Raw genomic sequence first — 19909 nt, forward strand, 5'->3', positions numbered from 1 at the left:
GCCGGTGACCGTCCGGGACGCGGCGCCGGCGGAAACGGCCGCCGAGGAGGGCGGGCCCGGAAGGCGGGGAGGCCCAGGAGAACGACGGGAGGTTCGGGAGAGCGGAGAGGCTCGGAGGAGAGGCGTCAGGAGAACGGCCGGGCCGGCCACGGGGCCTCCGCCGGGCGCAGCGTCTCCGGGCCGCCGGCGGCGCGCACCGCCGTCAGCGCGAGCACGCCGACCACCAGGCAGTTGTTGTGCAGCTCGCCCGCCAGCACGCCCCGGACGAGGTCCGCGAGCGGCACCCGGGCGAGCTCCATGTCGGCCTCCTCCTCGGAGACGTCGAAGCGCTCGCCCTCGGCGGCGGAGAGCTCCCGGGCGAGGAAGATCCGCACCGCCTCGTCGCAGCCGCCGGGCGAGGTGTAGACGTCCGTGAGGACCCGCCAGTCCCCGGCCTTGACGTGCGCCTCCTCGTACAGCTCCCGCTGGGCGGCCTGCAGCGGGTTCTCCCCGGGCACGTCGAGGAGGCCGGCCGGGATCTCCCAGAGCTTCTGCCGCACCGGGTGCCGGTACTGCCGCAGCAGCAGCACCCGGTCCTGCTCGTCGAGGGCGAGGACCGCCACCGAGCCGGGGTGCGTCTGGTAGTCGCGGCGGGCGGTGCCGCCGTCCGGCATGACCACCTCGTCCGTGCGGACGCCGGTCTTGTTCCCGGTGAACGGGGTCTCGGTGGCGGTGACCCGCCACTCCTCCGGGGTGTCCCGGATCTCGGGGGTGCCCATGCGCTGTTCCGCGTCCTTCCCTCGTGCCGTCACCGGGGGCCGGACCGTCAACACCGGCCCCCGGCAACCGTATCGCCCGTCGTCAGACGGCGGAGCGGCCGTCCAGCACGGCCTTGACCAGGCCCGCGAACAGCGGGTGCGGGCGGGTCGGGCGGGAGCGCAGCTCCGGGTGCGCCTGGGTGGCCACCAGGTACGGGTGGACCTCGCGCGGGTACTCCACGAACTCGACCAGCTTGTTGTCCGGGGAGGTGCCGGAGAAGACCAGGCCGGCCTTCTTCTCCAGCTCGGTGCGGTAGGTGTTGTTGACCTCGTACCGGTGCCGGTGGCGCTCCTCGACGTACGGCCGGCCGCCGTAGGTCTCGCGGACGATGGAGCCCTCCGCGAGCTTCGCCGGGTACATCCCGAGCCGCATGGTGCCGCCGAGGTCGCCGGCGCCCTCCACGATGGCGAGCTGCTCCTCCATGGTGGAGATGACGGGGTGCGCGGTGGCGGCGTCGAACTCGGTGGAGTTGGCGTCCGGGACGCCGGCGATGTTGCGGGCCGCCTCGATCACGATGCACTGGAGGCCCAGGCAGAGGCCGAGCAGCGGCAGCTTGTGCTCGCGGGCGTAGGTGATGGCGCCGACCTTGCCGTCCACGCCGCGCTCGCCGAAGCCGCCGGGGATGCAGACCGCGTCCACGTCGCCGAGCTGCTCCTTGGCGCCGGCCGGGGTGCGGCAGTCGTCGGAGACGACCCACTTGATCTTCACCCGGGCGTTGTTGGCGAAGCCGCCCGCGCGCAGCGCCTCGGTCACGGAGAGGTAGGCGTCGGGCAGGTCGATGTACTTGCCGACGAGGGCGACCGTCACCTCGTGCGCCGGCCGGTGGACCCGGCCGAGCAGGTCGTCCCACTCGGTCCAGTCCACGTCCCGGAACGGCAGATCGAGCTTGCGGACGACGTAGGCGTCGAGGCCCTCGGTGTGCAGCACCTTGGGGATGTCATAGATGGACGGGGCGTCCTTGCAGGCCACCACGGCGTCCTCGTCGACGTCGCACATCAGCGAGATCTTCCGCTTGATGGAGACGGGGACGTCGCGGTCGGCGCGGAGCACGATGGCGTCCGGCTGGATGCCGATGTTGCGCAGCGCGGCGACGGAGTGCTGGGTCGGCTTGGTCTTCAGCTCGCCGGACGGGCCGATGTACGGCAGCAGGGAGATGTGGACGACGAAGACGTTGTCCCGGCCGACCTCGTGCCGCACCTGGCGGACGGCCTCCAGGAACGGCAGCGACTCGATGTCGCCGACCGTGCCGCCGACCTCGGTGATGACGACGTCCACGTCCTCCGTCGCCATCCGCCGCACCCGGTGCTTGATCTCGTTGGTGATGTGCGGGATGACCTGCACGGTGTCGCCCAGGTACTCGCCGCGCCGCTCCTTGGCGATCACGGTGGAGTAGATCTGGCCGGTGGTGACGTTGGCGGAGCCGTCGAGGTCGACGTCGAGGAAGCGCTCGTAGTGGCCGATGTCCAGGTCGGTCTCGGCGCCGTCGTTGGTGACGAACACCTCGCCGTGCTGGAAGGGGTTCATCGTGCCGGGGTCGACGTTGAGGTACGGGTCGAGCTTCTGCATGGTCACGCGCAGACCGCGGGCCTTGAGCAGCCGGCCGAGGCTGGAGGCGGTGAGTCCCTTGCCGAGCGAGGAGGCGACACCCCCGGTGACGAAGAGGTGCTTGGTCGTCGTGGGCTTAGCGGCGATGGCCAAGAGGGGGCTCCCGTGGTCGCGAAGTGAGGTGCGGATCGGCCCCTTTCGGACGGGGTGCCGGCGCTGCGGTTCCGGGGTGCGGTCTCGTCGGACGCTTCCCACCGGTCCACGGGCCACCAGGGTATCAGCGACCGCCGACGGCCGCTTCCGGCCATCCGCGCAAGCCCTCTCGGCCACTGCGTGCGGTAGCCCACCCGATCGGCTCAGTCACCTTGTCCGGACCGTCACACGGAACCCATACCGGCGTCGTATCCTTCTCGGACACATCAGCGAGCCGGCCGGCATGGCACCACCCACGTCAGTCACCGGAACGAGAGCTCGTCACATGTTCCCTTGACCGCAAGACCCCTTCCCCGGGGCACCAAAGGCCGTTCGACTGGAGATGCACGTGGCCGGGCGCATCGAGGACTACGCACTCATCGGCGATATGCAGACCGCCGCCCTCGTCTGCCGGGACGGGACAGCAGACTGGCTGTGCCTCCCCCGCTTCGACTCCCATGCCATCTTCGCCGGTCTCCTCGGGACGGACGAGCACGGCTTCTGGCGGCTGGGACCGGCCCACGCGCAGGACGCCGAGCCCCCGGCGGCCGACCGCCGGCGCTACCGCGGCGACTCGCTCGTGCTGGAGTCGGAGTGGGACACCCCGCGCGGCACGGTCCGAGTGATCGATTTCATGCCGCCGCGTGACGGCGCCCCGCAGCTGATCCGCATCGTGGAGGGCGTCAGCGGCCGGGTGCGGATGCGGTCCGCGCTGCGCATGCGGTTCTCCTACGGCTGGGTCGTGCCGTGGGTGCACAAGGTGGACGACCGCACGGTCGCGGTCGCCGGTCCCGACTCGGTGTGGCTGGACTCACCCGTGCCCACCTACGGCGAGGACCTCACCACCTACGCGGACTTCACCATCTCGCCGGGCGAGCGGATGGCGTTCACCATCAGCTGGCAGCCCTCGCACAAGGAGCCCCCGCCGCTGCCGGAACCCGAGACGTCCCTGGAGGCGACGGAGGAGTTCTGGCGCGAGTGGGTGGCGCAGTGCACCTACCACGGCCCGTACCGGGACGCGGTGGTCCGCTCGCTGATCACCCTCAAGGCGCTGACGTACGGCCCGACGGGCGGGATCGTCGCCGCGCCCACCACCTCCCTCCCGGAGGACGTCGGGGGCAGCCGCAACTGGGACTACCGCTTCACCTGGCTGCGGGACGCCGCGATCACCCTCTCCTCGCTGCTGCGCACCGGCTACCGGGAGGAGGCCCGCGCCTGGCGCGAGTGGCTGCTGCGCGCGGTCGCCGGCGACCCGGAGAACCTGCAGATCATGTACGGCATCGCGGGCGAGCGCGAGCTGGGCGAGACCGAGCTGACCTGGCTGCCCGGTTACGAGAACTCGCAGCCGGTGCGGGTCGGCAACGGCGCCGCGGGCCAGCTCCAGCTCGACGTCTACGGCGAGGTCACCGAGGCACTGCACCTCGCCCACATGACCGGCCTGGCCCGCAACGACTACGCCAGCCTGCTCCAGATCAAGCTGATCAGCTACCTGGAGGACCACTGGGACGAGCCGGACGAGGGCATCTGGGAGGTCCGCGGCCCGCGCCGGCACTTCGTGCACTCCAAGGTCATGGCGTGGGTCGCCGTCGACCGCACGGTGAAGCTCATCGAGTCGGGCGATGTGGACGGCCCGCTGGACCGCTGGCGCGATCTGCGCGACGAGATCCACCGCACCGTCTGCGAGAAGGGCTACGACAAGGAGCGGAACACCTTCACCCAGTCCTACGGCTCGCGGGAACTGGACGCCTCGCTGCTGCTGATCCCGCAGATGGGCTTCCTGCCGCCGGACGACAAGCGGGTCATAGGCACCATCGAGGCGATCCAGCGGGAGCTGTCGACCTCGGACGGTTTCGTGCTCCGCTACCCCACCGAGGGCGAGGAGGCGGGGGTGGACGGCCTGGAGGGCGACGAGGGCGCCTTCCTGGCCTGCTCGTTCTGGCTGGCCGACGATCTGGCGATGATCGGCCGGGTGGAGGAGGCCCGCAAGCTCTTCGAGAAGCTGCTGGCGCTCCGCAACGACCTGGGCCTGCTCGCGGAGGAGTGGGACCCGCGGCTCCAGCGCCAGGTGGGCAACTTCCCGCAGGCGTTCAGCCACGTTCCGCTGATCGACACCGCGCTGCGGCTGACGGCCTCCGGGGCGTACGGGGCCTTGTGGCTCTCCGGCCCGGGCTCCCCTCCCTGACACGAGGGGAGCCCGGCCCGTCAGAGGGCACCCGTGGCCGGGAGCCCGGCGGTGAGCCCGCCGGGGGGCTTCTTCCCGCGGCTGATCGCGGCGCTCATCCGCTCTGCTGGACGGAGACGTAGTCGACGACCATGGGCACCCCGGGCCGGGTGGCGGCGGTGGGGGTGGCGTGGCCCGCGACACCGTCGGGGAAGGCGCCGCCCATGGCCACGTTGAGCAGGAGGAAGTGGCCGTGGTGGGTGGCGTCGGCCCAGGTGCCCGCGTCCAGGTCGGCCGAGCTCACCGTGTGGTAGTGCTGCCCGTCGACGTACCAGCGCAGATACTCGGTGGGGCCGGTCCGGTCGAGCTCCAGCGCGAAGGTGTGGAAGCCGGACTGGCAGCTCGCGCCGGGGCAGGGGGTGGAGCCGCCGTGGCCGTCGTACTCGTTGCAGGGGCCGCCGGGCGCCGTGCCGCAGTGGAGCACGCCCCACACGGTGTTGCGGCCGTTGACGTTCTCCATGATGTCGAACTCGCCGATGCCCGGCCAGTTCCAGTAGTCGCCGCGGAAGTCCGCGCCCAGGGTCCAGAAGGCCGGCCAGTAGCCGAGCGCCTCCTCACCCGTGACGTCGGGCATCCGGATGCGCGCCTCGATGCGCATCGTGCCGCCCTCGGGGGCCGCGAAGTCGGTCCGCCGGGTCTCGATCCGGGCCGAGGTCCACGTCCCGGAGCCGTCCTTGAGCGGGGTGATCCGCAGATTGCCCCGCCCGTCCTGGCTGACATTGGCCGGATCGCTGGTGTACGTCTGGGTCTCACCGGTACCCCAGTTGGCCGGGCCGCCCGGGTAGGAGGTACCGGTGTCGATGATCCAGTCGGAGTCCGGCGGAAGCGCGCCCGCCGGTCCGTCGAAGTCCGCGCGCCAGACCTCCCGCAGGGCGCCGGCGGGGGTGCCGTTCTCGCCGGCGGATGCGTCCGCCGGAGGTCCGGCCCAGGCCGCGGGCAGGGTCATCGCGGCGCCCGCGACGAGTCCGGCCACGGCCGCGGCGAGCTTGATCTTCTTGCTCATGGTTCGCTCTCCTCGCATGGTGGGGGTCGAGGGGCTTTGTGAGAGCGCTCTCAAGCCATGCGGAAGACAGTGCCGATCTCAGGCGGTAGCGTCAAGCCTCCGAGAGGAAAAGAGGAGTTGAAGGTGGCCGATACCCGTCCCACGCTGGAAGCCGTCGCCGCGCACGCCGGAGTGTCCCGGGCCACCGTCTCGCGGGTGGTCAACGGCAGTACGGGCGTTCGCGCGGCCGTGCGGGACCGGGTGGAGCGGGCGGTCGCGGATCTCGGCTACATTCCCAACAGCGCCGCGCGCTCACTCGTCACCCGGCGCACCGGGGCCGTCGCCGTGATCGTCGCCGAACCGGAGCGGCGGGTGTTCGCCGATCCCTTCTTCGCCCAGCAGCTGCGCGGCATCAGCCGCGAACTGGCCGCGCACGACACCCAGCTGGTGCTGATGCTGGTGGAGCGGCAGGAGGACTACGACCGGATCGGCCGCTACCTCTCCGGCGGACACGTCGACGGCACCCTGATGTTCTCCCTGCACCGCGACGACCCGCTGCCCGCGATGGCCACCGCCTCCGGACTGCCCGCGGTCTTCGGCGGCCGCCCCGGCTGGCCGGGCGCGGAGGACGATCCCGGACTGCTGTACGTGGACACCGACAACCGCGACGGCGCCCGGCAGGCCGTCCGGCATCTGCGCGACCGCGGCCGGCGGCGGATCGCCGTCATCACCGGCCCGCTCGACCAGACGTCGGCCGCCGACCGCCTGGAGGGCTACCGGGACGTCATCGGCGGCCCCGGGGACGTCGCCCGCGGGGACTTCACCGCCGAGGGCGGCGAACGCGCCATGGTGCAGCTCCTCGACGCCTGCCCGGATCTGGACGCCGTCTTCGCCTCCTCCGATCTGATGGCCACCGGCGCCCTGCGCGCCCTGCGCGCCCGCGGCCTGCGGGTGCCGGAGGACGTCGCCGTCGTCGGGTACGACGACATGGAGGCGGCGAGCTGGTCGGATCCACCGCTCACCACCGTCCGGCAGGAGGTGGAGGAGATGGGGCGCCTGATGGCCGGCCTGCTGCTGCGCCGCCTCGGCGTCGCCCCGCCGCGCGGGGACCTGGCGCGCGGGGACCTGGCGCGCGGGGACCTGGCGCGCGGGGACCTGGCGCGCGGGGACCTGGCGCCGGTGATCACCCGGGCGCGGCTGATCGTCCGCGCCTCGGCCTGACCGGGCGGCCGGCGAGTTCGTCGTAGACGCCCAGCACCTGCGCCACCGTGTCCTCCGCCGTGGGGCCGCGTGCGGCGCGCGCCCGTCCCGCCGCCCGCAGCCGCTCGCGCCGCCCGGGGTCCGCGAGCAGCCCGCCGACGGCCTCCGCGAGGGCCCGGGGATCGCCGTACGGGACGAACTCCGCCGCGTCACCGGCGAGCTCCCGCACCGCGCCGGATCCCACCGCGACCAGCGGCACACCCGCCCGCAGAGCCTCCCGGACCAGCGGCAGCGGCGCGTCCCGGCGGCCCGGCAGCAGCAGGACGTCGGCGGCGGCGACGAGTTCCGCCGCGTCGGGCCGGTGGCCGAGCAGCCGCACCGGCAGGTCCTCGAAGTCGATCCGCCGCTGCAGCGCCGCCCGGGCGGGCCCGCCGCCCGCGACGGCGAGCAGCGGCCGCGGTTCCCGGCCGCCCCAGATCCGGGCCGCGTCCAGCAGCACCCGCATCCCCTCCCCGGGACCCAGCCGTCCGGCCGCGAGCAGCAGCGGCCGCCCCCGCGCGACGAGAGCCGCCCGCCGGACAGCGCGCGCGTCGCGGCTCCCGGAGCGGACGGCGCCGCTGCCGCCGCCCCCGTCCGCGGGCGGGCGCGGCGGCGGCAGCGTGACGGACACCAGCCGGGCGTCCCGCGCCCCGCGCCGCCGGGCCCGGTCGACGATCTCGGTGCTCACGCCGAGCACGACCGCGGCCGTCCGTGCCGCTCTGCGCTCCATCAGCCGCACCAGGCCCGCCCGCGCCCCTTCCGCACAGGCCCTGCGGTGCCACGTGACGACCAGCGGCGCGGAACCGCGGCCGAGCGCGAGGGAGACCCGGAACGCCGCGCGCAGCCCGTGCGCGTGAACGACGTCCGCCCCGGCGCACACGGCGCGCAGCACGGCGACCGTCGCGGGGTCCGCCCGGAGCGCGGTGGCGGCGAAGTGCGCTCCGGAGCCGGTGAAGTCGTGGATCCGCTCGGCACAGCGGGGAGCGCAGACGGTGACCCGCACGCCGCGGGCCACCAGCCCGGCCGCCAGCGCGCGCACCTGCTCACCGCTGCCGGAGCGGCTGTGTCCGAGGACGTGGACGACGTGCAGTCCCGGCTCCCGCCGCGGCGGTACTGGTGTGCTGCTCACTTCGGGCTGGACTCCTGCACGTGTGCTGACCGGGTCTGACGGATCGACGGCACCGGTACCGGGGGTGCCCGGGCCGGCCGGCGCGCGGCGGGGTCACGGCGGCCGGGTACGGCCGCTCGCACGGACCGGACGGGCGCGGGGTGCGCACCCGAGGATGCCGGCCCGCCTCCCGGCCCCGGCGGCCACGTCACCCACCGCCGTCCGCAAAGGCGTTCAGTCTCTTCGGCCCCCGGTGACCCGGACCGGCGTCGCCCCGCGCGAGAAGACCGAGACCGGGTCCGGCCGGCGGCCCAGCGCGTCCCAGACCCGCAGCACGGGCCGGTCGAGCCAGGCGGGTCCGTCGCCGATCCGCTCCCCGGCCACCGCGGCCGCGAGCAGCACGGCCGCGGACAGCAGCAGCCCCGTGCGGTCGCTGCCGGCCACGACCGCCAGCCCGAGCCCCGCGCCGAGCGCGTGCGCGCCGGTGTCCCCCAGCATCGTGCGTTCGCCGAGGTCGTCCGCGAGCAGGGCGGCCGCGGCGCCCATCGGCGCCGCGCAGAGCAGCCCCGCCGCTCCCCCGCGCAGCAGCGCCGGGGACCCCAGGGCGAGGACGGCCTTGGCGGCCCTCCCCGGCCGTACGTCCAGCAGATTGACCAGATGCGCGGCTCCGGCGACGACGAAGGCCGCCGGAAGGGCGTCCAGCGGCCGCCGCCGCAGCAGTGCGCCGACGGCGAGCCCGGCCGCGCCGATGCCGAGGAGCTTGACCCCGCCGGTGGTGATCTCCCCGTGCCGCAGCGCGGTCAGATGGGCCCGGAAGCCGCGCCGCGCGTCGTTCCGGCCCGCCAGGTCGTCGTACACGCCGCAGGCGCCGGCCGCGAGGACCGCCAGCGCGGCGGCCCCGCGCACCCGGGCCGGGAGGCCGGGTACGGTCGCCGCCGCCAGCGCGGTCCCCAGGGCCGCCGCCGGCCCGGCGTACAGATCGACCTGCCGCCCGGCGTGGTTGCGCCGCTCCCACAGCGCCGCGCCGCCCGGCGGCCTGCGGCGTATCCCGGCGAAGACGGCCCGGGCCGCCCCCGCCGCGGCGAACAGCACCTGTGTACGCCCGCGTTCCGCGCCGTCCGGCACCGCCATCGTCCGCTCCCCTCACCGCTGAACCGCCCGACACCCTACGCGCCCCGGACGGCCCGGGTGGCCGGGACCGGTGAGCGGCCGCCGCCTCCGGCCCCGGGCGGCCGCCTCAGCCGGGCTGCGCCGGCCCTCCGGCCGCTGCGCGGGCCGCCGCGAGCAGTTCCTCGGCGTGCGCGCGGGCCAGTTCGGAGTCCTCCTGACCGGCGAGCATCCGGGACAGCTCCCGGACCCGGTCCTCGCCCTCCATCGCCTGCACACCGCTGCGGGTCACCGACCCGTCGTGGGTCTTCTCCACCACCAGATGCCGGTCGGCGAAGGCGGCGACCTGCGGCAGATGCGTGACCACCACGACCTGCGCCGACCGCGCCAGCCGGGCCAGCCGCCGGCCGACCTCCACGGCGGCCTTGCCGCCGACGCCCGCGTCCACCTCGTCGAACAGGTAGGTGGGCACCGGCGAGGCGCCGGCGAAGACGACCTCGACGGCGAGCATCACCCGGGACAGCTCACCCCCCGAGGCGCCCTTGGCGATGGGCCGGGCCGGGGCACCCGGGTGCGGGGCGAGCAGCAGTTCCACCTCGTCGGCTCCGGAGGGGCCGAAGGCGACGGCCCGGCCGTCCACCTCGATGCCGTCCGGGTCGTCCGTCTGCCGGATGTCGATGGCCACCCGGGCGTGCGGCATGGCGAGTTCGGCGAGTTCGGCGGTGACCGCCCGGGCGAGGCGGCCCGCGGCCTCGGTGCGCGCGTCGGTGAGGGTCTGGGCCAGCTCGGAGAGCCGGGCCCGCAAGGCGTCGCGTTCCGCCGCCAGTTCGCCGATCCGGTCGTCGTCGCCCTCCAGTTCGGCGAGCCGGGCCGCGCTGTGCTCCGCCCAGGCGAGGACGCCCGCGATGTCCCCGCCGCCCGGCCCGGCCGGATCGCCGTCCTCCGTCCCGTACTTGCGGACGAGGTGGGTGAGGACGGCCCGGCGCTCCTCCACCGCGGCGAGCCGCAGCGGGTCCGCGTCGAGGTCACCGGCGTATCCGGCGAGCTCCCCGGCGACGTCCGACACCAGGATGCCGATCTCGCCGATCCGGTCGGCGAGCGCGGCCAGCGCCGGGTCGTGCGCCCGTACGGCCTCCAGGGCCCGGTGCGCGCCGGCCACCAGGGCCCCGGCGTCGACCGCCTCCAGGTCCTCCGGGTTGCCGGCGAGCGCGCCGTGCGCGGCGGTCGCGGCAGTGGCGAGGGCCTCGGCGTGGCCCAGCCGCTCGGCCTCGGCGGCCAGTTCGGCGTCCTCGCCGGGCCGCGGCTCGGCGGCGGCGATCTCCTCCAGGCCGAAGCGGAGCCGGTCCGCCTCGGCGGCGCGCTCCCGGGCGCGGGTCGTCAGTTCCGCCAGCTCCGCCGCGACGGTCCGCAGCCGCTGGTACGCGACCGTGTACTCGCCGAGCGGTCCCGCCACGGCGTAGCCCGCGTAGCGGTCCAGCGCCTGCCGCTGCCGGGCGGGCCGCAGCAAGCCCTGCTGGTCGGTCTGGCCGTGCACCGCGACCAGGTCCGAGGCGAGCTCGCCGAGCAGCCCCACGGGCACCGACCGCCCGCCGAGATGGGCCCGCGAGCGGCCCTCGGCGGAGAGGGTGCGGCTGATGAGCAGCGCGCCGTCGTCGAGCTCGGCGCCCGCCTCCTCGGCCCGCAGCGCGGCGGGGGCGTCCGGGGGCAGCACGATCCGCCCCTCGACGACCGCCGCCTTCGACCCGATCCGCACCAGGCCCGCGTCGGCCCGCCCGCCGAGCAGCAGTCCCAGGCTGGTGACGACCATGGTCTTGCCGGCGCCCGTCTCGCCGGTGACCGCCGTGAAGCCGGGTGACAGCTCCACGACGGCGTCGTCGATGACTCCGAGTGACCGTATCCGCATTTCCTCCAGCACGGACACGACCTTACGAGGTACGGGGGGCGCGGCGCGACGTACCTCCCCCGCGACGGGCCGGGAGACCCTTCGACGGAGTGGTTCCGGGCCGTTCCGGTTGATCTCCCCGCCGGATGCCGGGACGGCGCGTCACCGCTCCGCCGCGGCCGCCGCCCTCAGTGCGGAGCCCCGCGCCAACCGGCCACCGGCAGCGCGAACTTGGCCACCAGCCGGTCGGTGAACGAGGCGTGGTGCAGCCGCGCCAGGCGCACCGGCACGGCTCCGCGCCGCACCTCCACGCGCGCGCCGGCGGGCAGTTCGACCGAGCGCCGTCCGTCACACCACAGCACGCCGTGCGGCGTCTCCGGCTGCACCTCGACGGCCAGCACCGCGTCCGGCGTGGTCACCAGCGGCTTGGCGAACAGCGCGTGCGCGCTGATCGGCACCATCAGCAGCGCCTCCACCCCCGGCCAGACGACCGGGCCGCCGGCCGAGAAGGCGTACGCCGTCGAGCCCGTGGGCGTCGCGCACACCACCCCGTCGCCGCCGAAACGGGAGACCGGGCGGCCGTCGATCTCCGTGACGACCTCCAGCATCCGCTCACGGGCGGCCTTCTCGACGGAGGCCTCGTTGAGCGCCCAGTCGCGGTGCGCGATCTGCCCGTCGTTCCGGACGACCACGTCGAGGGTCATCCGCTCCTCGACCTCGTAGTCGCGCGTGACGACACGGTCCACGACCTTGTCGAGGTCGTCGCGCTCCGCCTCGGCGAGGAAGCCGACCCGGCCGAGGTTGACGCCGAGCATCGGAACCCCGGAGGCCCGGGCGAACTCGGCACCGCGCAGCAGCGTGCCGTCCCCGCCGAGGACCATCAGCAGCTCGCAGCCGTCGAGCACATCCTCCTCGGCGTCCACCAGCTCGACGACGGGCGGCAGGGTGAGCTCCGCGGCCTCCTCCGCCAGGACCCGGACTCCTATCCCGCTCCGCAGCAGCCCCTGCACCACCAGTTCGGCGCTGCGCACGGCGGCCCGCCGGCCGGTGTGCGCCAGAAGGAAGACCGTCCGTGCTGTTGTCGTCGTCACCGCGGCCCCTCCGCCACTGCTCGGTCCACTGCTGCGGGGTCGAGTGCGGGCGCACCGGCACGCAGCCAGAGGAAGTACTCGACGTTTCCGGACGGTCCGGGCAGCGGGCTCGCCGTGACACCCAGCACGCCGAGACCGAGTTCCGCCGCCTGTCGGGCGACCTTGCGCACCGCCTCGGCCCGCAACTCCGGGCTCCGGACGACCCCTCCGCTGCCCAGCCGCTCCCGGCCCACTTCGAACTGCGGTTTCACCATGAGCACGAAATCCGCGTCCGGCGCGGCGCAGCGCACCAGGGCGGGGAGGACGAGCCCGAGCGGAATGAAGGACAAATCGCCGGTGACGATGCCGGCCGGCTGCCCGCCGATGAGGTCGAGTTCCAGGTCACGGACGTTCGTACGGTCCCGGACGGTCACCCGTTCATCGTTCCGCAGCGGCCAGGCGAGCTGGCCGTAGCCGACGTCCACGGCGACGACGTGCGCCGCGCCCGCGCGGAGCAGCACATCGGTGAACCCGCCGGTGGAGGCGCCCGCGTCGAGTGCCCGGCGGCCCTTCACCTCCAGCCCGAGGGGGGTGAAGGCCGCCAGGGCCCCGGCCAGCTTGTGGCCGCCGCGGGAGACGTAGTCGGGGTCGCTGTCGTCGGCGGTCACCACCACCGCCGCGCTGGTCTCCACCTGCGTGGCGGCCTTGCCGGCGACGCTGCCCCCCACCGTGACCCGGCCCGCGGCGATCAGCTGGCCGGCGTGTTCGCGCGAGCGGGCGAGTTTGCGGCGCACCAGCTCCGCGTCGAGTCGGCGTCGTGACACTGCCACGGGTGGTTCAGCTCCTGGTGTCGTACGGGACGGACGGGGCCGGCGCGCCGGGGCGCGGCGAGGACGGGACGGGGGACGGGACGGAGGACGGACCCGGCGGGCCGGGTGGCCGGTCGAGCGCGGTCAGGGTGTCCCGCAGGACCCGGTGCACATCCTCGTACACCTCCAGGTGCCCGTCACCGGGGAGGTGGTCGGCGTCGGCCAGCCGGTCGAGCGCGGCGTCGACCCCCGCGTGCCCCGTGGCCGTCCGCGGGACGCCGAGGGGCGCGGGGCCGGCGGGCGCGTCCGGGTCACCGCCCTCCGTTCCGCCGGTAACGGCCCCGCCTCCGTCGGCACCGGCCTCCTCCGCCGCGGAGGCACCGGCCTCCGGACCGGGCCGCTCCCCCGCGGAACCGGCGCCGTGGGGCGGGGGCGCGTGGGCCGCGTCCCGTTCCCCGGGGGGCGGCGCCCAGCGGGCGGCCCCGACCGCCCCCGGGACGGGGTCACTCGCCGCCTGCTCCGCCGCCGGTCCCGCCGGTGCCCCCGGCCGGACGGTCACGTCCGCCGGCCCGTCCTGCGCGGCGAAGGGCGCGGCGGGCCCCGGCCGGGCGCCGGTCATCGGCTCGTTCATGCCGTTCATGCCCCCGACGCTACCCGGATCCGGCCGTCCGCCACGCATGACGGTGTGGGGTAACGTCGGCCGGGATGACCAGGACCATCGAGGACTGCCGCCGGGCACTGGAGCGGTTGTCGGAGAATCTCGCCGGGGCGGACGACGACGTGCGCGGCGCGGCCGCCATGAACCGCTCGCTGAGCTGCCACATCACCGACCTCGGCACCACCTTCAGCGGCCGGCTCGCCGACGGCCGGATCGAGGGCGTCACCGCGGCTCCCGGCCCGCCGGTGGAACGCGCCCAGATCCGGCTGTCGATGACGTCGGACGACCTGGTCGCGATGGTCGACGGCGACCTGCACTTCGCGAAAGCCTGGGGCAGCGGCCGCGTCCGCCTGGAGGCGGGCTTCCGCGATCTCCTCCGCCTCCGCTCCCTGCTGTAGGCACCGCACTCGGTCAGACCTCGCGGGGAACCGTTCCGACCCGTTCGGCGACCGGCGCGCTGTTGCCGGCACCAGTCGTGCCGGCGTGGCGCGTTCGGCAGCTCCCGGCGGCCGTGCGTCCCATGACACCGCCGTCCCGGCCGCCGCTCGGGCACCATCACCACACATACGGTCGATTCCGGTCATCACCGGGGCCCTCCCCGATCCAGCGCCCCGCCACCAGGAAGCCGAGCCGACAGCCGCGTTGGCGGCGGCCGGACCCACAACTTCGCCGGTACCGGCCCTCGGGTTCCGTACCGCGGGGCGGCTCGGCACCGGGTCCGCGACCTCCCGCCACGATCGCGCCCGGCGACGGGGGGACCGGCGGCGGCCGCGGTGGCCCCGACGCGTGCCGCCCCGGGCCGGCACCGCCCCGGGCCGGCACCGCCCCGGGCCGGCACCGCTCCGCGCGGCTCAGCCGAGGCCCAGCCGCGCCAGCGCCTTCGCCGTCTCCAGGTCCTCGCCCGAGCTCTCGCCGGCCGCCGTCCACGCCGCCGCGCAGCCGGCCCGCAGCCCGTCCAGCGGATCGCCGCCGCCCTCCAGCAGCAGCTCACCGCGGACGACCCGGGCCGTCCAGCCGCCGCATCGGTGCGCCTCCGGGCCGGCCGCGTCCCGTACGGCGGCCTCGGTCTCCGGATGGCCGGCGAGCAGCCCGCGCAGATCGGCCGCGACGTAGGTCGGCCGGTGATGCGGGGGCGCGGCCAGCAGCTGGGCGGCGTCGGCCACCCCGGTGAGCACGAGCAGCGAGTCGACCCCGCCGGCGTGCGCTCCCTCGATGTCGGTGTCCAGACGGTCGCCGACCACCAGCGGCCGCCGGGCCCCGGTGCGCAGGATCGTCTCCCGGTGCATCGGCGGCAGCGGCTTCCCGGCGACCTGCGGCCGGCCGCCCGCGGCGGTCCGGACCACCTCCACCAGCGCCCCGTTCCCGGGGGCCAGCCCCCGGGCGGTGGGGATCGTCAGGTCCGTGTTGGACGCGAACCAGGGCACCCCGCGGCCCACCGCGTACGCCGCTTCCGCCAGCTGCTCCCAGCCCAGCTTCGGATCGTAGCCCTGGACGACCGCGGCGGGGCCCTCCTCCGCCGAGGCCACCGGCTCCAGGCCCCGTTCGCGCAGCGCCACCCGCAGCCCCTCACCGCCGATGGCGAGCACCCGGGAGCCGGCGGGCACCTGCTCGGAGATCAGCCGGGCCACCGCCTGAGCCGAGGTGATCACCTCGGCGGCCTCGGCGGGGACGCCGAGCCGGGTCAGCAGGGCGGCGACCTCCCGCGGCGTCCGCGAGGCGTTGTTGGTGACGTACGCCAGCCGCATCCCGCCGTCCCGCGCCGACTCCAGCGACTCCACCGCGTGCCCGACCGCCTCACCGCCCGCGTACACCACACCGTCGAGGTCGAGCAGCGCCGTGTCGTACTCCGCGCACAGCGGCCGCTCATTCCCCCCGGTGCGGGTACGGATCCCGGTCCGGCCCTGCTCACCCATGGACTCCCGCCCCTCACTCGGCACTTGTCCCCCGATCATCCCGCATGGTCCACCGGCGCATAACATGCACCAATGAGCAGAACCGGTCCCACTCGCGATGGTCTGCGGCTGTCGCCGTTCCGTGGTCTGCGCTACGCACCGGAGCGGGTCAGCAGCCTGGCCGCCGTGACCTCACCGCCGTACGACGTGGTGGTCCGGCCCGACGGCCTGCGCCATCTGGAGACGGCCGACCCGTACAACATCGTCCGCCTCATCCTGCCGCACGGCGACAGCCCCGCCGTCTGCCACCGGCGGGCGGGCGAGACCCTGCGCCGCTGGCGCGCCGAGGGCGTCCTCCGCGCCGACCCGGAACCGGCGCTGTACGTCTACGAGCAGTACGGCGAGGGCCTGCTGCAGCGCGGCCTGATCGGCGCCCTGCGCCTCTCCCCGCCCGGGGACCGCGTCGTCCTGCCGCACGAGGACGTCATGCCGGACGTCGTCGCCGACCGCACCGCCCTCATGCGGGCCACGGCCGCCAACCTGGAACCCCTCCTGCTCACCTACCGCAGCGACGAGACGGAGGACGGCCACGGTCCGCACGGCGCCACGGCCGTGATCGAGCGGGCCGTACGACGGACCCCGCTGCTCACCACGACCACGGAGGACGGCCGGCGCCACCGCCTGTGGGCGGTCACCGACCCGGCCGAACTGACCGAGGTGGACGCCGATCTCGGCCGCCGCCAGGCCCTCATCGCCGACGGCCACCACCGCTGGGCGACCTATCTCCGGCTGCGCGAGGAACAGCCCGCCCCCGGGCCCTGGGACTCCGGTCTGGTACTGCTCGTCGACACCGCCCGCCACCCCCTGCGGGTCCGCGCCATCCACCGGCTCCTGCCCCGGCTGCCCCTGCCCGAGGCGCTGGACGCGCTCCGCGGCGCCTTCCGCGTGCGCCGGGTGGAGGGGCCGCTCCCGAACGCCCTGAAGGCGCTCAACGACCCCGCGGATTCCCCGGAACCGGAATCCGGAACCGCCCGCACCGGTACCGGCGGCGGCACGGGCAACGCTTTCCTCCTCACCGGAGGCGATGGCAGCTTCCACCTGGTCGATCACCCGGACCCCGCCCTGCTCGCGCGCACGGTCCCCGGCGGCCGCCCCCGCGCCTGGCGCACCCTGGACGCGACGGTGCTGCACTCGGTACTGCTCGGACGGATCTGGGAGGTCCCCGACGACCCGGAGCACATCCGCTACATCCACGACGCGGCGGCGGCCGTGGAGCAGGTGGACCGTCACGGCGGCACTGCCGTCCTCATGCGGCCGGTCCGCGAGGAGACCGTCCGGCAACTGGCGCAGCAGGGCGTGATGATGCCCCGCAAGTCGACGTCCTTCGGCCCCAAACCCGCCACCGGCCTCGTACTCCGCAGCCTCGACACGGACTGACCCGGCACGGGCCCGGCAGGACGGGCCCGGCAGGACGGCGGCGCGTACGGACCGGGCCCGGCGGCTTCGGCCCGGCTCCATCGCGACGGCGGCAAGCGTCAGCCTCCGGCCGTGACGGCACGGAACGGGCCCGCGGCCCGGGCCCCCGGTCGTTCCCGTGCCCGCCGGCGCCCCTCCCCCGTCCGTCCCCGGCCACGGCAGCCCGCCCCGCCCGTTCCGCCGTACCGAGCCCGGGGCACCGCGACCGGCGCCGTCCCCTGACGTCCGGGCTCCACACCGTCCGTGCCCCCGTCCCGTCCCCGCCTTCCGCACCGCCTCGCACCCACTGCCCCGAGCGGGACCGGCAACAACGGCGAGAACGGGGGCCGGGGTGGGGAGGAGTGAGCGGGGCGAGAGCGGCACGGGGACGCAAACGGGGGCGGAACCCGGCCGGGTTCCGCCCCCGTCGTACCAGCCTCCGGCCCAGCCGGGATCATTCCTCCCGCGCACCGTCCCGTGCCGGGTCCGGGCTTTCGCGGGTCTCCGGCGTCTCCTGGACCCCGGCTCCATCACCGCGGGCTTCCGGCGGTTCGCCGGGCCCGTCCCCGGATCCCAGAGCGACGTCACCCCCGCTTTCGGGCGCGCCCTTGACCCCGGCCTCCGGGCCGGAATCAGCACCGGGCAGCTCGGCCTCCGCGGAGCCGGGGACCGGCACCTCCGCCCCGTCCGGCACCTGCGCCTCGTGCCTCGGCTCCGTACCGTCCGCTTCCTCCGCCTCGGGGTCGAAGGCGTCCACGAACTCCACCCCGTCCAGCTCCGCGAGCCGGTCGGAGGCGTCCGTCGTACCGCCCTGGTCGGCCTCAAGCGCCCGGGCGAACCACTCACGGGCCTCGTCCTCCCGGCCGACGGCCAGCAGAGCGTCGGCGTAGGCGTACCGCAGACGCGCGGTCCACGGCTGTACGGAGTGCGACGCCAGCTCCGGGCTCTGGAGGGTGACCACCGCGGCGTCCGGCTGACCCATGTCGCGCCGTGCGCCCGCGGCCACCAGGCGCATCTCAACCTGCCCGGCCTTGTCCAGCCGCTGCACCTCCGGCTCACCCGCCATGGCCAGCGCCCGCTCGGGGCGCCCCATGCCGCGCTCGCAGTCGGCCATCACCGGCCACAGGTCGGCGGAGCCCGTCATGCGGCGTGCGGCCCGGAACTCCGCCAGCGCCTCGGCGTACTTGCCCACCCCGTACGCGGCGAAGCCGGCGGCTTCCCGGACGGAGGCAACCCGGGACGCCAGCCGCAGCGCGACCTTGGAGTACTCGTAGGCCTGCCCGGGATCCTCGTCGAGCAGCTTGGCCACCATGACGAGGTTCCGGGCGACGTCGACGGCCAGCGTCTTCGGCAGGCTCATCAGATCCTGCCGCACATCCTTGTCGATCTCGTCACCGGTGACGTCCTCCGGGATCGGAAGCCGCCTGATCGGCTCGCGGTCGCGGTCCCGATCGCCCCGCTCCCGGTCGCCGAACCGGCCACCCCCGGGCCGGCCGTCGCGCCGCCCCGGGCCGCCGCGGTCGTCACGCCGGCCATAGCCGCCGCGCCCCCGCTCCTCCCGCGGGCCTCCCCCGTACGAGCGGCCACCGCGGTCACCGTCCCCCCGGAAGCCGCCCCGATCGTCCCGCCCCCGGAAGCCGCCCCGTTCGCCATCACGCCGGAACGGGGGCCGCTCATCGCGCCGGAAACCACCGCGGCCGTCCTCACCCCGAGGCCCACGCGGCCGTTCACCCCGCCGATCCCGATCGTCCCGCCCCCGGAAACCACCACGCTCATCGTCCCGCCGCGGCCCCGCAGGCCGCTCGCCTCGACGGTCCCGATCGTTCCGGCCTGGGAATCCGCCCCGGTCGTCGTCCCGCCGCGGGCCCCGCGACTGCTCGCGGTCATCACGCCGGAACCCGGGCCGGTCATCCCGCCCCCGGAAACCACCACGCTCATCGTCCCGCCGCGGGCCCCGCGACTGGTCACGCTCATCACGCCGGAACCCGGGCCGGTCATCCCGCCCCCGGAAACCACCACGCTCGTCCTCACGCCGGAACGGGGGCCGCTCATCGCGCCGGAAACCACCGCGGCCGTCCTCACGCCGAGGCCCACGCGGCCGTTCACCCCGCCGATCCCGATCGTCCCGCCCCCTGAAACCACCACGCTCGTCGTCCCGCCGCGGGCCCCGCGACTGGTCACGCTCATCACGCCGGAAACCAGGTCGGCCATCCCGCCCCCGGAAACCACCACGCTCGTCCTCACGCCGCGGGCCACGGGAACGGTCTTCCGGCCGGCTCCGGTCCCCACGGTTGGTGGAGCCGCGCCCGTCCCGCCCACGGAAACCATCCTGGTCGTCCCTGCGAGGACCACGCGGACGGTCGTCGCGGCGGAAGCCCTGGCGGTCGTCGCCCTCCTGGCGCCTCGGCTGACGCTCCGAGCGCCCTGATCGTTCCTCCGGAGAGTTGCTGGACATCGACGTGACTCCTGCCTGCGGGAACCGCACTGAAACGCATGTTCGCGCGCCCGGTGAACCGGCGCACTTCGGCACAAAAACAAAAGGACCCTTGGTCCCAGCATGAACGCTGGGACCAAGGGTCCTTCAAAGATTGTTCGGCGGCGTCCTACTCTCCCACAGGGTCCCCCCTGCAGTACCATCGGCGCTGAAAGGCTTAGCTTCCGGGTTCGGAATGTAACCGGGCGTTTCCCTCACGCTATAACCACCGAAACTCTATCGGATAACCCCGCACAGCGGGATCACGACAAGTTCCTAGCGAACAAGCACACTCTTCAATTGAGTATCAAGCTTGGTTCAACCGGGACAACTGTTCGTTATCCGGGAACCACACAGTGGACGCGAGCACCTGAGGACAAGCCCTCGGCCTATTAGTACCAGTCAACTCCACACCTTACAGTGCTTCCATATCTGGCCTATCAACCCAGTCGTCTACTGGGAGCCTTAACCCCTCAAA

The 19909-nt window shown here is 74.8% G+C and carries 15 protein-coding genes and 2 rRNA genes; 4 read left to right on the forward strand and 13 right to left on the reverse strand.

Going from position 1 to position 19909, the window contains the following annotated elements:
* Window positions 1-125 precede the first annotated feature (125 nt).
* Both KBZ10_RS24495 and KBZ10_RS24500 read right to left on the reverse strand, forming a co-directional pair.
* Entirely contained in the window at window positions 126-758 is a 633-nt protein-coding gene (locus KBZ10_RS24495; RefSeq protein WP_210989903.1) for an NUDIX hydrolase, read from the reverse strand.
* Between the two features lie 82 nt (window positions 759-840).
* The gene (locus KBZ10_RS24500) at window positions 841-2490 is read right to left on the reverse strand and encodes a CTP synthase (protein ID WP_210989904.1); all 1650 of its coding nucleotides are present in this window, start codon (window positions 2488-2490) and stop codon (window positions 841-843) included.
* A 388-nt stretch (window positions 2491-2878) separates the two neighbouring features.
* Here KBZ10_RS24500 and KBZ10_RS24505 point away from each other — a divergent pair, with 388 nt between their 5' ends.
* Window positions 2879-4717, forward strand: coding sequence for a glycoside hydrolase family 15 protein (locus KBZ10_RS24505; RefSeq protein ID WP_210989884.1), 1839 nt, complete (start codon window positions 2879-2881; stop codon window positions 4715-4717).
* A gap of 94 nt (window positions 4718-4811) precedes the next feature.
* Here the strand turns inward: KBZ10_RS24505 and KBZ10_RS24510 are convergent, their stop codons facing one another.
* On the reverse strand, window positions 4812-5759 hold the full coding sequence (locus KBZ10_RS24510; protein WP_210989885.1) for a glycoside hydrolase family 16 protein: 948 nt from the start codon (window positions 5757-5759) through the stop codon (window positions 4812-4814).
* A gap of 123 nt (window positions 5760-5882) precedes the next feature.
* Between KBZ10_RS24510 and KBZ10_RS24515 the strand changes: the two genes are divergently transcribed.
* The gene (locus tag KBZ10_RS24515) at window positions 5883-6959 is read left to right on the forward strand and encodes a LacI family DNA-binding transcriptional regulator (protein ID WP_307847589.1); all 1077 of its coding nucleotides are present in this window, start codon (window positions 5883-5885) and stop codon (window positions 6957-6959) included.
* Here the strand turns inward: KBZ10_RS24515 and KBZ10_RS24520 are convergent.
* The 6 genes from KBZ10_RS24520 to KBZ10_RS30640 form a co-directional block, all read right to left on the reverse strand.
* On the reverse strand, window positions 6922-8106 hold the full coding sequence (locus KBZ10_RS24520) for a glycosyltransferase family 4 protein (RefSeq protein WP_210989887.1): 1185 nt from the start codon (window positions 8104-8106) through the stop codon (window positions 6922-6924). The two genes, KBZ10_RS24515 and KBZ10_RS24520, sit on opposite strands and share 38 nt — an antisense overlap.
* 213 nt (window positions 8107-8319) lie before the next feature.
* Window positions 8320-9216 (reverse strand): hypothetical protein, encoded by an 897-nt coding sequence (locus KBZ10_RS24525; RefSeq protein ID WP_247702911.1) that lies wholly within the window; start codon window positions 9214-9216, stop codon window positions 8320-8322.
* 106 nt (window positions 9217-9322) lie between these two features.
* Window positions 9323-11095, reverse strand: a complete 1773-nt coding sequence (gene recN / locus KBZ10_RS24530; RefSeq protein ID WP_210989905.1) for a DNA repair protein RecN — start codon at window positions 11093-11095, stop codon at window positions 9323-9325.
* A gap of 167 nt (window positions 11096-11262) precedes the next feature.
* Entirely contained in the window at window positions 11263-12165 is a 903-nt protein-coding gene (locus KBZ10_RS24535; protein WP_210989888.1) for an NAD kinase, read from the reverse strand.
* Window positions 12162-12968, reverse strand: a complete 807-nt coding sequence (locus KBZ10_RS24540; protein ID WP_210989906.1) for a TlyA family RNA methyltransferase — start codon at window positions 12966-12968, stop codon at window positions 12162-12164. The genes KBZ10_RS24535 and KBZ10_RS24540 overlap by 4 nt, the downstream gene beginning before the upstream one ends.
* Before the next feature lie 13 nt (window positions 12969-12981).
* Window positions 12982-13593: a hypothetical protein gene (locus KBZ10_RS30640; RefSeq protein WP_374223411.1), complete on the reverse strand. Its 612-nt coding sequence runs from the start codon at window positions 13591-13593 to the stop codon at window positions 12982-12984.
* A gap of 65 nt (window positions 13594-13658) precedes the next feature.
* Here KBZ10_RS30640 and KBZ10_RS24550 point away from each other — a divergent pair, with 65 nt between their 5' ends.
* Window positions 13659-14009 (forward strand): sterol-binding protein, encoded by a 351-nt coding sequence (locus KBZ10_RS24550; RefSeq protein ID WP_210989889.1) that lies wholly within the window; start codon window positions 13659-13661, stop codon window positions 14007-14009.
* 453 nt (window positions 14010-14462) lie between these two features.
* On the opposite strand, the gene KBZ10_RS24555 is transcribed toward KBZ10_RS24550, so the two are convergent.
* Window positions 14463-15524 carry an HAD-IIA family hydrolase gene (locus KBZ10_RS24555; RefSeq protein WP_210989890.1) on the reverse strand — a complete coding sequence of 354 codons (1062 nt, stop codon included), beginning with the start codon at window positions 15522-15524 and terminating at the stop codon, window positions 14463-14465.
* Between the two features lie 72 nt (window positions 15525-15596).
* Between KBZ10_RS24555 and KBZ10_RS24560 the strand changes: the two genes are divergently transcribed.
* Window positions 15597-16940: a DUF1015 family protein gene (locus tag KBZ10_RS24560; protein WP_210989891.1), complete on the forward strand. Its 1344-nt coding sequence runs from the start codon at window positions 15597-15599 to the stop codon at window positions 16938-16940.
* Between the two features lie 472 nt (window positions 16941-17412).
* Here the strand turns inward: KBZ10_RS24560 and KBZ10_RS24565 are convergent, their stop codons facing one another.
* The 3 genes from KBZ10_RS24565 to KBZ10_RS24575 form a co-directional block, all read right to left on the reverse strand.
* A complete protein-coding gene (locus tag KBZ10_RS24565) occupies window positions 17413-18333 on the reverse strand; it encodes a tetratricopeptide repeat protein (RefSeq protein ID WP_307847590.1) in 921 nt (306 codons plus the stop codon).
* A gap of 1215 nt (window positions 18334-19548) precedes the next feature.
* Window positions 19549-19665, reverse strand: a 5S ribosomal RNA gene (gene rrf / locus KBZ10_RS24570).
* Between the two features lie 138 nt (window positions 19666-19803).
* Window positions 19804-19909 (reverse strand): 23S ribosomal RNA (locus KBZ10_RS24575); the annotation flags it as partial.

The sequence above is a fragment of the Streptomyces sp. F63 genome, from assembly GCF_018070345.1.
Lineage (GTDB): Bacteria > Actinomycetota > Actinomycetes > Streptomycetales > Streptomycetaceae > Streptomyces.

Bases quoted from the DNA above. Each gene is read 5' to 3' on its own strand.
- KBZ10_RS24495 (WP_210989903.1), bottom strand. From the start codon at position 758: ATGGGCACCCCCGAGATCCGGGACACCCCGGAGGAGTGGCGGGTCACC.
- KBZ10_RS24505 (WP_210989884.1), top strand. From the start codon at position 2,879: ATGCACGTGGCCGGGCGCATCGAGGACTACGCACTCATCGGCGATATG.
- KBZ10_RS24510 (WP_210989885.1), bottom strand. From the start codon at position 5,759: ATGAGCAAGAAGATCAAGCTCGCCGCGGCCGTGGCCGGACTCGTCGCG.
- KBZ10_RS24525 (WP_247702911.1), bottom strand. From the start codon at position 9,216: ATGGCGGTGCCGGACGGCGCGGAACGCGGGCGTACACAGGTGCTGTTC.
- recN (WP_210989905.1), bottom strand. From the start codon at position 11,095: ATGCGGATACGGTCACTCGGAGTCATCGACGACGCCGTCGTGGAGCTG.
- KBZ10_RS30640 (WP_374223411.1), bottom strand. From the start codon at position 13,593: ATGAACGGCATGAACGAGCCGATGACCGGCGCCCGGCCGGGGCCCGCC.
- KBZ10_RS24550 (WP_210989889.1), top strand. From the start codon at position 13,659: ATGACCAGGACCATCGAGGACTGCCGCCGGGCACTGGAGCGGTTGTCG.
- KBZ10_RS24555 (WP_210989890.1), bottom strand. From the start codon at position 15,524: ATGGGTGAGCAGGGCCGGACCGGGATCCGTACCCGCACCGGGGGGAAT.
- KBZ10_RS24560 (WP_210989891.1), top strand. From the start codon at position 15,597: ATGAGCAGAACCGGTCCCACTCGCGATGGTCTGCGGCTGTCGCCGTTC.